Source organism: Methyloversatilis sp. (genome assembly GCF_030698125.1).
Classification (GTDB): domain Bacteria; phylum Pseudomonadota; class Gammaproteobacteria; order Burkholderiales; family Rhodocyclaceae; genus Methyloversatilis.
Genome location: NZ_JAUYNV010000050.1, coordinates 123095 through 137677, shown reverse-complemented (window position 1 = coordinate 137677; position 14583 = coordinate 123095). Strand labels below are relative to the sequence as shown.

Annotated in this window: 14 protein-coding genes; 6 read left to right on the top strand and 8 right to left on the bottom strand. The window is 66.4% G+C overall.

All coding sequences use genetic code 11. The annotated features are described in order from the left end of the window. The first annotated feature begins 168 nt into the window (after nt 1-168). From Q8Q80_RS16435 to Q8Q80_RS16420, 4 genes are all read left to right on the top strand, one after another. Nucleotides 169-1488: a DUF3422 family protein gene (locus tag Q8Q80_RS16435; protein ID WP_305633957.1), complete on the top strand. Its 1320-nt coding sequence runs from the start codon at nt 169-171 to the stop codon at nt 1486-1488. Between the two features lie 2 nt (nt 1489-1490). Continuing rightward, nucleotides 1491-1940: a GNAT family N-acetyltransferase gene (locus Q8Q80_RS16430; RefSeq protein ID WP_305633956.1), complete on the top strand. Its 450-nt coding sequence runs from the start codon at nt 1491-1493 to the stop codon at nt 1938-1940. Nucleotides 1941-2017: 77 nt separating this feature from the next. Continuing rightward, nucleotides 2018-2701 carry a sigma-70 family RNA polymerase sigma factor gene (locus Q8Q80_RS16425; RefSeq protein WP_305633955.1) on the top strand — a complete coding sequence of 228 codons (684 nt, stop codon included), beginning with the start codon at nt 2018-2020 and terminating at the stop codon, nt 2699-2701. After that, a complete protein-coding gene (locus tag Q8Q80_RS16420) occupies nt 2698-3537 on the top strand; it encodes a cupin domain-containing protein (RefSeq protein WP_305633954.1) in 840 nt (279 codons plus the stop codon). Before Q8Q80_RS16425 ends, Q8Q80_RS16420 begins: the two co-directional genes overlap by 4 nt. An 863-nt stretch (nt 3538-4400) precedes the next feature. Here Q8Q80_RS16420 and radA read toward each other — a convergent pair. From radA to Q8Q80_RS16405, 3 genes are all read right to left on the bottom strand, one after another. Beyond that, entirely contained in the window at nt 4401-5762 is a 1362-nt protein-coding gene (gene radA, locus Q8Q80_RS16415) for a DNA repair protein RadA (protein ID WP_305633953.1), read from the bottom strand. Between the two features lie 6 nt (nt 5763-5768). Continuing rightward, nucleotides 5769-6947 (bottom strand): alanine racemase, encoded by a 1179-nt coding sequence (gene alr / locus Q8Q80_RS16410; protein ID WP_305633952.1) that lies wholly within the window; start codon nt 6945-6947, stop codon nt 5769-5771. A gap of 102 nt (nt 6948-7049) precedes the next feature. After that, nucleotides 7050-7955, bottom strand: coding sequence for a LysR family transcriptional regulator (locus tag Q8Q80_RS16405; protein ID WP_305633951.1), 906 nt, complete (start codon nt 7953-7955; stop codon nt 7050-7052). A gap of 246 nt (nt 7956-8201) precedes the next feature. On the opposite strand from Q8Q80_RS16405, the gene lplT reads away from it, so the two are divergent. Further along, entirely contained in the window at nt 8202-9467 is a 1266-nt protein-coding gene (gene lplT, locus Q8Q80_RS16400; protein WP_305633950.1) for a lysophospholipid transporter LplT, read from the top strand. A gap of 21 nt (nt 9468-9488) precedes the next feature. Here the strand turns inward: lplT and Q8Q80_RS16395 are convergent, their stop codons facing one another. The 3 genes from Q8Q80_RS16395 to tsaB are packed head-to-tail and all read right to left on the bottom strand — an operon-like array spanning nt 9489 to nt 11535. Continuing rightward, nucleotides 9489-10298: a uracil-DNA glycosylase family protein gene (locus Q8Q80_RS16395; RefSeq protein WP_305633949.1), complete on the bottom strand. Its 810-nt coding sequence runs from the start codon at nt 10296-10298 to the stop codon at nt 9489-9491. Beyond that, entirely contained in the window at nt 10295-10783 is a 489-nt protein-coding gene (gene rimI / locus Q8Q80_RS16390; RefSeq protein WP_305633948.1) for a ribosomal protein S18-alanine N-acetyltransferase, read from the bottom strand. The genes Q8Q80_RS16395 and rimI overlap by 4 nt, the downstream gene beginning before the upstream one ends. A 56-nt stretch (nt 10784-10839) precedes the next feature. Next, nucleotides 10840-11535, bottom strand: a complete 696-nt coding sequence (gene tsaB / locus Q8Q80_RS16385) for a tRNA (adenosine(37)-N6)-threonylcarbamoyltransferase complex dimerization subunit type 1 TsaB (RefSeq protein WP_305633947.1) — start codon at nt 11533-11535, stop codon at nt 10840-10842. Between the two features lie 138 nt (nt 11536-11673). Between tsaB and Q8Q80_RS16380 the strand changes: the two genes are divergently transcribed. Next, nucleotides 11674-13248, top strand: coding sequence for a tetratricopeptide repeat protein (locus tag Q8Q80_RS16380; RefSeq protein WP_305633946.1), 1575 nt, complete (start codon nt 11674-11676; stop codon nt 13246-13248). A gap of 71 nt (nt 13249-13319) precedes the next feature. Here the strand turns inward: Q8Q80_RS16380 and Q8Q80_RS16375 are convergent, their stop codons facing one another. Continuing rightward, nucleotides 13320-14192, bottom strand: a complete 873-nt coding sequence (locus Q8Q80_RS16375; RefSeq protein WP_305633945.1) for a DUF1501 domain-containing protein — start codon at nt 14190-14192, stop codon at nt 13320-13322. Nucleotides 14193-14223: 31 nt separating this feature from the next. Then, a complete protein-coding gene (locus Q8Q80_RS16370) occupies nt 14224-14562 on the bottom strand; it encodes a hypothetical protein (RefSeq protein WP_305633944.1) in 339 nt (112 codons plus the stop codon). Nucleotides 14563-14583 lie beyond the last annotated feature (21 nt).

The following is a 14583-nucleotide window of genomic DNA, read 5'->3' as shown; positions in this document are numbered from 1 at the left end:
GCCGGGTGGGCGCGGCACGTCGAGCGGGCCTGTCCTGCAGGCGGCATGATCAAGCGCGTTTTTCCTGCTTCCTCCACCGGTGTGCGTCACCAGCGTGTATCGCCTTCCCGCAGCGTGCTGCACAATCCGGTCGGTTCAACCCGATCATGCCGCCCCCGCACCCGCCCCATGCCCGATAACGACAGCCCCGCCCGAACGCTCGGCCATCTGCCCCAGCACCCACTGCGTTACAAGCTGAACAACGAGGTGCACGCCCGGCCGCCGGTATCACTGACCCATCCGAAGCGTGTGTCCTATCTCGCGCTGATCCATGACGGGACGACGGAAGACAGCGAACTGCAGCAATTGCGGGCCCTGGCGGACGCCTTTGCGCGACCGTTGCCGGAGGCGGATGGCGGTCACCTGCAGCTCGATGTCGGCGACTTCCTGCTGAAATGGGAGCGCCACAACGAGTTTTCCAGCTACGCCTTCTTCTGCACGCCGCGCGCAGACGAAACCGACGCGCGTCATGGCGCGCTGCCGCGCGTGCCGGCCGGCTGGCTGGAAGCGCTGCCGGGCTCGGTGATCGTGGCCACCCATATCGAGCTGCAATCCACCATGGCGCTAGGGCCCAAATCCGTCATGGACGGTCTGATCGCCAGCGGGCGCCAGGGCGTTGCTGCCCAGGTCGCCGACGGTGCGGCGTGGGTGTTCACCGATTTCGTGCTGACCGACGGCTGGTCCCGCTACCTGGTGCTCGACGAGCGCCTGACGCCGCGCCAGGCAGGTCGCACCGTTCAGCGCCTGCTCGAGATCGAAACCTATCGCGTGATGGCCCTGCTCGCCTTTCCGGTCGCCAAGGAGGTCGGGCGCCTGCTCGGACGCGCCGAAGGCGAACTGGCAGACCTGATGGACAGCATGGGCACGGCCACGACACCGGAAGACGAGCGCAATGTGCTGTCGCACCTGACCCGGCTGGCCGCCGAGGTGGAACGCTCGGTGGCGCGTTCCACTTTCCGCTTCGGCGCAGCGCAGGCCTACTACCGGCTGGTGACCAGCCGGATCGGCGAATTGCGCGAACAGCGGGTCGAAAGCTTTCCGACCATCGGTGAATTCATGGACCGCCGGCTGGCACCTGCGATCAACACCTGCGAAGCCATTGCACGACGGCAGGAAGAGCTGTCAGGACGGATTGCGCGCAACTCGCAATTGCTGCGCACCCGGGTCGACATCGAACTGGAGCGTCAGAACCAGGAATTGCTGGGACAAATGAACCGGCGCGCGAAACTGCAGATGCGGCTGCAGGAGACGGTCGAAGGCCTGTCCATCGTCGCCATCACGTATTACGCCTCGCAACTGGTGCAATACCTCGCGAAAGGCCTGCATGCCTGGCTGCCGCTCAGCCCGGAAGCGATCACCGCGATTTCGATTCCGGTCATCGCAGGCCTGGCCGCGCTCGGGTTGCGGCGCATGCGGCGCAAGCTGGCGGCCGAAGAAGGCACGCATTGACCATGCAGACGCTGCGTCACGCCACCCCCGAAGACATTCCCGATCTGTGCGCACTGCTCGCTGAACTGTTCGGGCAGGAGGCAGAGTTCGTGGCCGACACGGCGACGCAGGCGCGGGGTCTGCGCGGCATTTTCGATGCACCGGACAGCGGTGACATCCTTGTACTCGTCGAAGAAGAACGTCCGGTCGGCATGGTGAGCCTGCTCTACCTGACCAGCACCGCGCTCGGCAGCCGCGTTGCGCTGCTGGAAGACATGGTGGTGCGCCCCGGGCAGCGCGGTCGTGGTTGCGGCAGCTTGCTGCTCAAGGCGGCGATCGACTGTGCACGGCAACGCGGATGCCGCCGCATCACGTTGCTGACCGATGGTCACAACCTCGATGCGCAGCGCTTCTACATGCAACACGGATTCGCAGGCTCGGACATGAAAGCGATGCGCCTGATGCTCGACTGACGCGCAGGCCACATGCCGCTGCATCCGTATCGCGACGCGCTGCGTAAGGTGTTCAACAGGGCAATCTGGGAAGAATCATGGGCCGCAGCGCACTGTTTGCGCAGACATTCCCGATCGTCGTCCTGTCGACATTCGTCCCCATGAACCCGATGTCATCCGACACTGCAGCGCGTATTCCTTCGTCCGACGACGAGGTGCTGCTGTGCGCGCTCATCGGGCGCATGGCCGACGGCGACGAGGCGGCACTCGGTCGACTTTACGACCACACGGTGCGCCGCGTGTACGGTCTCGCGCTGCGCATCACGCGCAACCCGCAGATCGCTGAGGAGGTTGCCGAAGAAGTGTTCTGGCAGGCCTGGCGGCAGGCCTTGCGCTTTGACGCGGCGCGCGGCAACCCGATGGCCTGGCTGATGACGATGACGCGCAGCCGCGCACTCGACGCGCTGCGCCGCACCGATGACGCGGAACTGCACCCGGAGCCGGAAACACTGATGGCCGTGGAAGCCGCCTGCGAAGGCGACCCGCAGGATCTGCTCGAAGCGGTGCAACGGCAGCACGCGCTGCACGCCGCGCTGGAAACGCTGGACGCGCTTCCGCGACAATTGCTGTCACTGGCTTTTTTCCGCGGACTGACGCACGAAGAGATTGCCGTTCAGTCCTCCCTGCCGCTCGGCACCGTCAAATCGCACATCCGGCGCGCACTGACTGCGCTGGGAAAGGTACTTCCGCCGGACATGGCCGCACTGGATACCCACGCATGAGCACGCCGCCGCTTCCACCCGACGACGACGCTGGCGACACGCTGCAGCAACTGCTGGCCGCGGCGCTCAAGCCGGTCGCACTCGAGCCGGCGCGCAGCGACGCCTTGCGCAGCCGGCTGCTCGCGCGCGCCCACGACAGCGTGCAGGCCCGGGCGCACCACACCCGGATACGTGCGGGCGAAGATGGCTGGGCGCGCGTGGTCGATGGCGTACGCGCCAAGCTGTTGAACGAAGGCGCGAGCACGCGCTCGGTGCTGGTCGAATTCGACCCGGGCGCAGCGCTGCCGATGCATCGTCATCACGAGCACGAACAATGTCTGGTGCTGCGCGGTGACCTGCAGATGGATGACCTCGATATCCGCGCCGGCGACTATCACGAAGCACCGGCCGGCAGCCGGCACGGGCGCGTGCGCTCGAACGGTGGCGCGCTGATCTATCTGCGCGGCGTGTCGCTCGGCCACACCGGCCGGGTGATCCGCGACATGGTCACCGCCTGGCTGCCCAGCCGCGGCAGCGCCCCGCACACGATACGGGCCGGCGAAGGGCTGTGGTCGGATCTGTCACCCGGCGTGCAGGCCAAGCGGCTGTTCGACGGCGCCGACGAAGCGTCGATGCTGCTGCGCGTCGCGCCCGGCGCTCAGGTGCCGAAGGCGCTCGCCGCGGCCGAGGGCGAATATCTGGTGCTCGAGGGCGAAGCGTTTGTCGGCGACACCCTGCTGCGCGCCGGCGAGTACGACTACGCACACCCCGACGCCGACGACTTCGAGCTGAGCAGCGACGTCGGCGCGCTGTTCTACCTGCACGCCAAGGTGGCACAGGCGCTGCAGACGAACTAAAACGAGGCTCCTACGAAAACCGCGCCACTGCTTGCCGTTCGCAGGAGCGGACCCTGTCCGCGATCCGCACGTTGATCAAGCGCCGTCGCGTGTCCGGAGACCGGGATCGCCTGCGGGGCAGGCTCCTACGAAAACCGCGACGGTGTTGCCCTTCAAGGAGCGGACCCTGTCCGCGATGCGCACGTTGAGCAAGCGATGTCGCGTGTCCGAAGACCGCATCGCCTGCAGGGCAGGCTCCTACGAAAAACAGCGACAGTCTTGCCGTTCGTAGGAGCGGACCCTGTCCGCGATGCGCACGTTGAGCAAGCGATGTCGCGTGTTGGGAGACCGGGATCGCCAGCAGGGGCGGAGCGGGGGTTTCGGCGAGCACTGCTCGCTGCCCGCAGAGCCGGCCGGCCATGCAGGGCCGGCCGTGGAGGGCTCCTGCGAAAACCGCGACGGCGTCGCAACAGGCGACGTTTTTCGTAGGAGCGGACCCTGTCCGCGATCCGCACGTTGATCAAGCGATGTCGCGTGTCCGGAGACCGGGATCGCCTGCGGGGCAGGCTCCTACGAAAACCGCGACGGTGTTGCCCTTCGTAGGAGCGGACCCTGTCCGCGATGCGCACGTTGAGCAAGCGATGTCGCGTGTTGGGAGACCGGATCGCCTGCGGGGGCGGAGCGGGGGTTTCGGCGAGCACGGCTCGCCGCCCGTGGAGCCGGTCGGCCATGCAGGGCCGACCGTGGGACGGCTCCTACGAAAACCGTGACGGTGCTTGCCCTTCGTAGGAGCGGACCCCGTCCGCGATACGCAAATCCGGTCAGCGACCAGCCGATGCTCCGGGGGCGCTTCTCGCCGCAGGGCCGCGACATGCGCAGGTGCGTCACTCCAGTTCGCGCAATTTCGTGAAAGCTTCTTCGATGCGCTCGACCGGAATGATGGTCAGGCCGTCGATCTTCTGTTTGGGGGCGTTGGCTTTCGGGATCAGCGCATGCGTGAAACCCAGTTTGGCGGCCTCGCGCAAGCGTTCCTGTCCGCGCGGTGCCGGCCGGATCTCACCCGCCAGGCCGACTTCGCCGAAGGCAACCATTTTCTGCGGCAGCGGACGGTTTTTCAGCGATGACACGATGGCCAGCAACACGGCGAGGTCGCCCGCCGGCTCGCCGATCTTCACGCCGCCCACCGCATTGACGAACACGTCCTGATCGGCGCACACCACGCCGGCGTGCCGGTGCAGCACGGCCAGCAGCATGGCCAGCCGCGCCGCATCCAGCCCGACCGTCAGCCGGCGCGGATTGCCGTGTGCGTTGTCCACCAGCGCCTGGATTTCGACCAGCAGCGGCCGCGTACCTTCCTGCGTCACCATCACGCAAGAACCCGACACCGGCTGGCCGTGATGAGACAGGAACATCGCCGACGGATTGGACACGCCGCGCAGTCCGCGCTCGGTCATGGCGAACACACCCAGTTCGTTCACCGCGCCATAGCGGTTCTTGAACGCCCGGATCAGGCGGAAGCTGGAACTGGTTTCACCTTCGAAATACAGCACCGTGTCGACGATGTGCTCGAGCACACGCGGCCCGGCCAGCGTACCTTCCTTGGTCACGTGACCGACCAGGATGAGGCTGTGCCCGGCCTGCTTGGCCGCCCGCGTGAGCTGCGCTGCGCATTCGCGCACCTGCGCCACCGAACCGGGCGCCGAGGTGAGCTGTTCGGAATAGACGGTCTGGATCGAATCGACCACCACGACGCGCGGCCGGGTGTCGTTCAGCACGGCGCCGATCTTTTCCAGATTGATTTCCGCCAGCAGTTGCAGCCCGGACGGATCGAGCGCGAGGCGTTGCGCACGCAATGCCACCTGCTCGCCCGACTCTTCACCCGTGATGTAGAGCGTGCTCACCCGCGACGCGAGCTGGGCCAGTGCCTGCAGCAGCAGCGTCGACTTGCCGATGCCCGGGTCACCGCCGATCAGCACCACGCCGCCGGGCACCAGGCCGCCGCCCAGTACGCGGTCGAATTCCTCCAGCCCGGTTGCCAGACGCGGTTCATCACGCGGCCGGATGTCGGCCAGCGTCTGCACCAGCGCGGTTCCGGCCAGCGCGGCGAAGCGGTGCGCACCGGCGCCCTGCTCGGCAACGGTTTCGACCAGTGTGTTCCAGCCGGAACAACCCGGGCACTGACCCGCCCACTTCGGGCTGGTGGCACCGCATTCGGTGCAGGAATAGACGCTCTTTGCCTTGGCCATCGCGGCTCAGCGCACCGCAGCCAGCGGCGGTGCCTTGCCGGGCTCGCTTCCGGCTTCGGACAGGTCGGCGACACCGACCTCGACCGCCGGCACGCGCAGCGCGAGCGCGCATACCAGTTCGTAATTGACCGTACCGGCCGCGGCGGCCACTTCGTCCAGCGTCACGTGTTCGCCCCACAATTCGACCACGCTGCCCAGCCCGGTGGCCGGCAGATCGGTCAGGTCAACCGCGATCATGTCCATCGACACCCGGCCGACCAGCCGGCTGCGCACGCCGTCCACCGCCACCGGCGTGCCGCTGGGCGCATGGCGCGGGTAACCGTCGGCGTAGCCGCAGGCAATCGTGCCGATGCGCATCGCGCGCTCGGCGGCGAAGGTGCCGCCATAGCCGACGCGCTCGCCGGGCTTCAGGTGCTGCACCGAAATGATGCGCGCCTCGAAGCGCATCACCGGCTTGAGACCGATGTCCGCTGCGCTGGCATAGGCCGTGGCCGGGCTGGCGCCATATAACAGGATGCCCGGGCGCACCCAGGTCGCGTGCGTCTGCGGAAAGCGCAGCAGCGCCGCCGAATTGGCCAGTGACACCGGTCCGTCGAAGTTGCGCACCAGCGGCGCAAAGCGCGCCAGTTGCGCCTCGACGCCGCGCTCGCCATCGGCATCGGCGAAGTGGGTCATCAGGCCGATGGGGCCGGCGTGCGGCCAGGCGCGCAGCCGATCCAGCGCGGCGAGTGTGCAATCCGGCGTGATGCCGAGCCGGTTCATGCCGGTATTCACCTTCAGGAACAACGGAATGCGCGCATCGGCCGGCAGCGCAACCGCTTCCAGCCAGTCGAGCTGTTCCATCGTGTGCACCACGACCGACAGGCGCCGTGCCGCGATTTCGGGCAGGTCGTTCGGGCTGAAGAAGCCCTCCAGCAGCAGGATGGGTTGCCGGATACCGGCTTCGCGCAGCCGCACTGCATCTTCCAGATCGAGCAGCGCGAAGCCGTCGGCCAGTGTGCTCAGCCCGCGTGCAATGCGCGTGATGCCGTGACCGTAGGCGTTGGCCTTGATGACCGCCCACATTTTTGCCCCGCCCGCCAGCTCGCGGGTGCGCAGATAGTTGTGGCGCAGGGCGTCGAAGTCGATGCGCGCATGGATCGGGCGGAACAGCGGGAAGGGAGCAGTGTGGGACGGGCGCGACATGAAGGGCAACGGAAGGCGGGAAATCCGCGAAGCCCCGAATTCTACTATCCGGCACCGGCCGGCATCCGTTTCGACTGTACCGAACAGATGCCGGGCCGGGTTTCAGCGCCCGCTCTGCTTGGCCAGACGCACCGACGCAAACTCGCCGAACTGCTTGGCCATATAGGTGCGGAAGCGCTCCGACGGATAGAGCAGCGCCATGTGACGCACCAGCCGGGGCCGCAACGGTATGGCAACCAGCAGACCGAGGCTGGTTTCATGGCGGATGACGGCGCGCGACAGGATGGCGTAAGCCAGCCCGCGCTCGAGCACGCCCTTCACCGACGACAGCCGGTCAAGCTCGAACGCCAGCGGAAGCTTGGCCGGATCGACGCCGCCCCGTGACAGATAATCTTCGAGCAAAGCACGAACACTGCCGGCATCGCGCCCGGCGCAGGGATGCTGCAACAGGTGCTCCGGTGTAACCGCGTCGAGACTGGCCAGCGGGAAATCCGGTGCGCAGACGACCACCAGTTCGTCTTCGGCGCACGATTCGACCATCACCTGCGCGCCACCGCGACCCAGGCCTTCGACGATGCCGATGTCGAGCACGCGTTCGTCCACCATGTCCTCGATCACCCTCGGGTTGTCCACGGTGAGCCGCGGCACCACGTTCGGATGCGCAATGCGGAACTCCGCCAGCACCGGCGGCAAGTGGTATTCGGCCACCGTTGGCGTGGCGCCGATCAGCAGGTGACCACGCAGGTCACTTGCCATTGCCTGCAGTTCGTTTTCGAGCGTCGCGAACAGGTCGAGGATACGGTCAGCGTAATCCTTCACCTTCAGACCTTCCGGCGTCAGCGTAACGCGGCCGTGCGCGCGCTCGAACAATCGGGTGCCGAAATGTTCCTCAAGCTGCTTGATCTGGAAGGTGACTGCGGGCTGCGTCATCTGCAGCAGTTCGGCGGCGCGGGTAAAGGACATCTGGCTCGCCGCTGCGTGAAACACCTCCAGCCTTCTATCAGGCATTTTTCCCTCTTTATAAGTGACGCTCGCCCTCGTGGTTATAGACCAAGTTGACGGTCGCGGGTCAACCAAAATGTAAGGTCGAGCGGCTTTTCAGGACGGCCGTTACGGCCCTCCCGGTTTCTGCATTGCATCAGCGGAAAGCAGTGTAACAGCGCCGTGTCACGTCATCTGGACAGTGCGGGCTTCGTGGTATAAAGGCGCACTTTTTGCGCAGGGCCGGCGTGCAGTTCCGGCACACAACGCCCGATGCCTCTCGGCTTTTACATGATCATGGCCGCGCAGTTTTTTTCTGCGCTCGCCGACAACGCATTGCTGGTGGTTGCCATCTTCGTGCTGAAGGACGCACTGGCACCCGACTGGCAGATCCCCCTCCTCAAGCTGTTCTTCACCATTTCGTACGTGCTGCTGGCCGCCTTCGTCGGTGCGCTTGCGGATTCGATGGCCAAGCGCCACGTGATGCTCATCAGCAATGGCATCAAGGTGGTGGGCTGTGCACTGATGTTCTGGCACGTGCATCCGCTGCTCGCCTATGCCGTGGTCGGCCTGGGCGCCGCATCCTATTCGCCGGCCAAGTACGGCATCCTGACCGAGTACCTGCCGCACCGCCTGCTGGTGGTCGCCAACGGCTGGATCGAAGGCCTGACGGTCGGCGCCATCATTGTCGGCGTACTGCTGGGCGGTCTGCTGATCGATCCGTCGCTGAGCGCGCGCCTGCTGGCGATCGACCTGCCCTTCATCGACACCGGGCTCGACACCACCGTTGAAATCAGCCTGATGCTGGTCGGCCTGCTCTATGTGCTGGCCGGCATCTTCAACCTGTTCATTCCGGACACCGGCGTGCCGCTGAAACCTCTGGACAGCAGCCCGGCCGCGTTGATCGCCGATTTCAGCAACAGTTTCAAGGCTTTGTGGCGAGACAAGCTGGGGCAGATTTCACTCGCCGTGACGACGCTGTTCTGGGGCGCCGGCGCGACGCTGCAATTCATCGTGATCGACTGGGCGGACCGCGCACTGGGCATGGGCCTGTCAGAGGCGTCGAAACTGCAGGGCGTGGTGGCGGTGGGCATTGCCATCGGGGCCATCATGGCGGCACGCCGCATCACGTTGCGCGGCTCGGTGCGGGTCATTCCGCTGGGCATTGCGATGGGGCTGCTGGTGCCGCTGATGATCTACGTGACACAGCTGTGGGTGGCGGTGCCGATCCTGATCCTGATCGGCGCCTGTGCCGGTTTCTTCGTCGTGCCGATGAATGCGTTGCTGCAGCACCGCGGCCACATGCTGATGGGCGCGGGTCATTCGATTGCGGTGCAGAACTTCAACGAAAACCTGTCGATCCTGATCATGACCGGGCTGTATGCCGCGCTGCTCGCCGCCGGCCTGTCGGTGTTCACCGTGATGGTCATGTTCGGCCTGTTCGTCGCCGCCACCATGTTGATGGTCGGCAAGTGGCACAAGGCCAACCAGCGCAAGCGCGACGATGTGTCGCTGCTCGACGACGGCTTCAACCACTGAACCGGCGCCCGGCCTGTTGGCTCAGCGCGGCGCCAGCGCGGCCCGCGCGAAACACAGGTCTTCCCACGCCTTGGCCTTGTCCTGCGGGCTGCGCAGCAGGTAGGCCGGGTGATAGGTGACGACCACCGGAATGCCGGCGCGGTCGAACAGGCGTCCACGCGCCGCGTTGATCTTCACTTCGCCGCCGAGCAGGGTCTGCGCGGCCGGCCGGCCCAGCGCCACGATGATGCGTGGCTGGATCAGTTCGATCTGCCGCTCGAGATAGGGCTGGCAGGTGGTCATCTCGACCGCTTGCGGCGTACGGTTGCCCGGTGGCCGGCATTTCACCGCATTCGCGATGTACACATTCCGCCCGCGCACCAGACCGATGGCGGCAAGCATCGCATCGAGCAGCTTGCCCGCCTGACCGACGAAGGGCTCGCCGCGCAGGTCCTCTTCGGCACCCGGCCCTTCGCCGACGAACAGCCAGTCGGCTGCGCGGTCGCCGACGCCCGGCACGGCCATCGTGCGGCGCTCATGCAGCGGGCAGGCGCGGCAGGCGCCGATCGCGGCTTCAAGTTCATCCCAGCCCAGTCCGTCCGTTGCCACGCGCGCCGGAGCCGGCGCAACGAGCGGCGAGGCAGTCGGCATTACGGCCGGTCGTGCTGCTGCGGCGGGCACACCCACCGGCTCGCGAACCGGTGCTGCGGCCACGTCCGCGGCCTCGGACACGCCAGCGGCGGCCGCGTGTTGCTGCGCCGGTGGTGTGTATTCCGCGGCGGCCGGCGCATCGCGCAGGCGCCAGAGCGGTGCCAGACCCATCTCCCTCAGCACGGATGCACGGCGGTTCATCGATGCCACCCTTCGTTCATCGTCTGACCCGATCCCGCTCGAACACCCGCACGCCAGCCCTCGCCCAGTTCCGCACTCATGACGATGGCGTCCTCACGCCCGTCGAGCGCCGGGTAATAGCGCGGGCGTCGGCCGATCGGCTGGAAGGCAGCGGCGTCGTACATCGCGCGCGCCGCCACATTGGACGGACGGACTTCGAGAAACATGCGTTCGGCGCCGTAAAGAGCTGCCTCGCGGGCCAGATGATCGAGCATCAGGCGGCCCAGCCCGCGCCGCTGCATGGTGCCCGCGACACTCAGATTGAGCAGATGGGCTTCATCCAGCACGCACATCATCACGGCATAGGCGACCAGCGCGCCGTCCTGGTGCAGCACGCGGCAGCAGTAGCCGGCGATCAGCGAATCGGCGAAATTCACCCGTGTCCACGGGAAGTCGTACAGCGTGCTTTCCAGCCGGGCAACCTCGTCCAGATCACTTTCACGCATCGGCGCGAAAGCACGTGCCCGTTCGACGGGCGGTACGGATCGAGCAGACATTTCCATCAGGCGCGGCCACCCGCAGCCAGACGTTCTGCAGTCGTCTGCGCCACCTTGTCGCGCACATAGATCGGCGACGCCAGCGCGGCGTCGATGCCTTCGCCCGCCGCCAGACGCAGGCCACCCAGACGGCCGATCTGCCGCGCATGCGCGGTCAGGCCGGTGTCGATCGCACCCAGATCCGCGACCCATGGCAGTCCGGCGACCCCGGCAAGCGCGAACCCGCTGCCGCAGCCCTGCCACGATGCCAGTTCGCCTTCGGGCCTTTGCAGCCCGGCCGGCGGGCTCACCCGGATGTTCGAGCGCGCCGACACGACATCACCGCGCACCTCGTAGCACGCGCTATAGACCTCGCTCATGCGCGCGTCGACACAGACATACTTGAATCCGTCACCCGCCGACAGCGCCAGTGCCTCGAGTGTCGGAACGGCCACCAGCCTGACGCCGCTGCCGACCGACAAACCCTGGGCCACCGACACGGCCAGCCGCAAGCCGGTAAAACTGCCCGGCCCGGCACTGAACGCGATGCCGTCCAGCTGCGGCAGCAACAGACCGTTTTCACCCAGCAGGTCGGTCACCCATGGCAGCACGAAGCGCGCATGCGTGCCGGGCGTACCGCCTTCGCGTACGCGCACCTCATCGTCCAGCAACAGGGCAACCGAGGCGGTTTCGGACGATGTTTCAATCGCGAGCAGCTTCATTCCGTGCGGCATTTCGATGTCTAAGCACGTGATTGTAGGGTGTTCCGGCGTATCCGGCCCGCCCGGCCGCTTCAAGTAAAGCGCTTTCCGAGCCGTTCATTGCGGCGTTATCGTTAACCCCGGAAGGGGCTTTTCGTCATGTTTCTGCCGACCGAAGGACTGGACAAGATGCGCGTCGTCATTGCCGACGCGAATCAGGTCGTCCGTACCTGGCTGCGCACGCAGCTGTCGCAGGCCGGCGTGAAGCACGTCGCCATGGCCGGAACCGCTGGCGACCTGCTGCGCCAGTGCTCCGCCACGACACCTGACGTCGTGCTGTGCGACCACAACTTCGGCGAGAAACACGACGGCCTGCGCACCCTCGAAGAACTCCGGCTGAACAACATCCTGCCGCTGTCATCGGTGTTCATCATCGTCACCGGCGAACGCCTGCGCGCGCGCGTCGTGTCGGCAGCCGAATTTGCCCCGGACGACTACCTGCTCAAACCCTTCACCTCCGGACAGCTGGCCGAACGGCTGGAGCGGGCCGTCGAAAAGAAGCTCGCGCTGAAGACGGTCTTTGCCGAAATGGCCCAGCGCAATCTGCCGGGCGTGATCCTCGAATGCGACCGGGTGGTCGAACGTACTCCGCGCTATGCACTGGACGCGCTGCGCATCCGCGCCGAAGCGCTGATCGCGTTGGGCCGACTGGATGAAGCAAGCGAAATTTATCAGGCCATCATCGCCCGCAACTCCGTACCCTGGGCGCGTATCGGCTATGCGATGGTGCTGCGTGAGCGCGGCGAGGCGCGCGAGGCCGCCGAGCTGGCGGCACAGATCAGCGAGGAGTTCCCGGATTTCATGGGTGTCTATGATTTCCTCGGCGAACTGCACGAACGCAACGGTGAGCTCGCCGAGGCGCGCACCTTTTACGAACGCGCCGATTCGATCGCGCCGGACAACCTTCGGCGACTGCGCAGCCTGGGCGAAATCTGTCTCGAACTGGGCGATGTCGGGCAAGCGGCGGCCGTCATGCGGCGGGTGGTCGACCGCACCGAAGGCACATCGCTGAGCTGTACCGAAGACCACCTGACGCTGATCAAAAGCCTTGTCGGGCTTGATAACACCGATGCGGAGATCAACCAGCGCATGAAGGAAATGCGCACCCTGCTGGGCGACAGCGAGCGTGCCGCCGTGCTGTCCGACGTCATCGAGGCGCGCAGGTTGAGTCGCAACGGCGATGAGGAAGGCGCGCGTCGAGCCATCGACCAGGCGCTCAAGACCCATGAACAACTGCGCACGCCGGACACGCTGGCGACGACGGAACTTGCCGAAGCCTGCCTGCAGAACGACCGGCAGGACGCCGCCGAACAGCTGATCAGCACGTTGCCCGACGCGCCCGGCGTGCTGCCGAACCGGCTGAAACGTCAGTCACAGTCGGCACGCGATCGTGCCAGGGCGGCAGCGGCGCAACTCGAAGCCGAGCGCGCCGAAGGCCCCGACCTCGACCACATCGAGGCCGAACTGACGCGACTGGAAACGTTGATCAAGCGACTGGATGTGACCTGGGACGACGCGCTCGCGACGGACGCACGCAACATCCTGATCGACGCCTTCACGCTGGCACCACGCGAGCGCAGCGTCATCGATGCGCACATCCATTACAACAGGGTGGCGCAGAAGCACGGCTTCGACCGGCACAAGCCGACGGCACGGGTCAGCAGTCCGGACTGAACCTGAAAACCTCAGTTATCGGCCCCGTGCGAGGGTGGCAGCAAAGCGCGAAGACGCGGCAGCGGGCCCGCTCATGCAGAGGAAAATGCCGCAGCCGGGAAAAACCGGGCCGGCGTACCTGCCCACCAGGCGGCGACCTCGCGATTCAGCCTGCCGATTTCGACCTGCGGCACCGGATTGCCGTGTCGGTCGAGCAGATCGAAATCAGGTTGTGCGCCGAACACGCCACCTGGAAGTCGGCCACCGGCGATGAACTGAACACCCGCGTTGCCGTGATCGGTTCCGGCACTGAGGTTTTCCGCCGCGCGACGCCCGAATTCCGAGCGTGTCATCAGCAGCGTGTCGGGCCAGCGGCCCGACGCCTGCAACGACGCGCGCAGCGCCGACATCGTCGCGGCGAGTTGCGCCAGCAGTCGGGCATGCACCTCGGGCTGGCGCTCGTGCGTGTCGAAGCCGTGCAGTGCAAGGTGCAGCGACTGCAGCGGCGCGCCGGACGCGATCTGCTCAAGCGCCTGCGCGAGCGAGGACGGGGCGGTTGAAGACTCTCGAGAATTTTCGGAAGCGTCCGCCGACGGAAAGTCAGGCAAGGCGGCCTGCATGAGCTCGGCCGCGCGGTGATGCGACAGGCTGGCTTCGGCGCTGCCCACACCATGCACGACCGCCAGTTCGCCAGCCGACCACAGCGGCATCAGGGACTGCAGCGCCGGATGCAGCGCGTTGCGGTCATCAAGCGGCAAGCCGCTTTTTCGGTCGATCGCGATGGTCGGCCTGAGTGCGGTGTAGCGTGGATCGGAATGGGGAATGACAGTATTGAGGCCATCGTTGCCGCCGACCAGATCGATCACGATCAGCAGTCGGCCGCAGGGGGCCGCTTCGGCAGCCCCGATGCTCCCCCGTGCCAGCGGCACTGCCGCGGCGCACTGCAGGAAATGACGTCTGTCCATCGGTCGTCGGGCCGATCTGCGGGGTATGTGACTAAGGGTCCGGCGTGTCGCGGTAGAGCTCGCGCGATGCGTCGCGGATATCGCGCCGCAGCTGCCGGCGCTCTTCCGGTGTCAGCCCGGGGCCGCGCTGATCACCGTAATTGGCCCGGCGGGCCGCTGTCGCATCTTCGCCGTCGAAGCGGCGCATCGGCGGCAGTTCGGCGCTGGCGGGCATGATGCGTTCCATGTACTGGCCGCCGACGAAATCACGCCGTCCGACCGATTCGCCCTCCCCGGCCTCGACCGTCGTCGAAACAATGACCGCCGCGCCCATACACGAGCACAGCACGGCACGCCGCCGTCGTACGCTGGTCAGGTCTGCACCCATCATTCTTGTTCACTCCTTGCCGTC

What these genes read in the sequence shown, in the direction of transcription:
- Q8Q80_RS16435 (WP_305633957.1), top strand. Translation starts at nt 169, where the DNA reads ATGCCCGATAACGACAGCCCCGCCCGAACGCTCGGCCATCTGCCCCAG.
- Q8Q80_RS16430 (WP_305633956.1), top strand. Translation starts at nt 1,491, where the DNA reads ATGCAGACGCTGCGTCACGCCACCCCCGAAGACATTCCCGATCTGTGC.
- Q8Q80_RS16425 (WP_305633955.1), top strand. Translation starts at nt 2,018, where the DNA reads ATGGGCCGCAGCGCACTGTTTGCGCAGACATTCCCGATCGTCGTCCTG.
- Q8Q80_RS16420 (WP_305633954.1), top strand. Translation starts at nt 2,698, where the DNA reads ATGAGCACGCCGCCGCTTCCACCCGACGACGACGCTGGCGACACGCTG.
- radA (WP_305633953.1), bottom strand. Translation starts at nt 5,762, where the DNA reads ATGGCCAAGGCAAAGAGCGTCTATTCCTGCACCGAATGCGGTGCCACC.
- alr (WP_305633952.1), bottom strand. Translation starts at nt 6,947, where the DNA reads ATGTCGCGCCCGTCCCACACTGCTCCCTTCCCGCTGTTCCGCCCGATC.
- Q8Q80_RS16405 (WP_305633951.1), bottom strand. Translation starts at nt 7,955, where the DNA reads ATGCCTGATAGAAGGCTGGAGGTGTTTCACGCAGCGGCGAGCCAGATG.
- lplT (WP_305633950.1), top strand. Translation starts at nt 8,202, where the DNA reads ATGCCTCTCGGCTTTTACATGATCATGGCCGCGCAGTTTTTTTCTGCG.
- Q8Q80_RS16395 (WP_305633949.1), bottom strand. Translation starts at nt 10,298, where the DNA reads ATGAACCGCCGTGCATCCGTGCTGAGGGAGATGGGTCTGGCACCGCTC.
- rimI (WP_305633948.1), bottom strand. Translation starts at nt 10,783, where the DNA reads ATGCGTGAAAGTGATCTGGACGAGGTTGCCCGGCTGGAAAGCACGCTG.
- tsaB (WP_305633947.1), bottom strand. Translation starts at nt 11,535, where the DNA reads ATGAAGCTGCTCGCGATTGAAACATCGTCCGAAACCGCCTCGGTTGCC.
- Q8Q80_RS16380 (WP_305633946.1), top strand. Translation starts at nt 11,674, where the DNA reads ATGTTTCTGCCGACCGAAGGACTGGACAAGATGCGCGTCGTCATTGCC.
- Q8Q80_RS16375 (WP_305633945.1), bottom strand. Translation starts at nt 14,192, where the DNA reads ATGGACAGACGTCATTTCCTGCAGTGCGCCGCGGCAGTGCCGCTGGCA.
- Q8Q80_RS16370 (WP_305633944.1), bottom strand. Translation starts at nt 14,562, where the DNA reads ATGATGGGTGCAGACCTGACCAGCGTACGACGGCGGCGTGCCGTGCTG.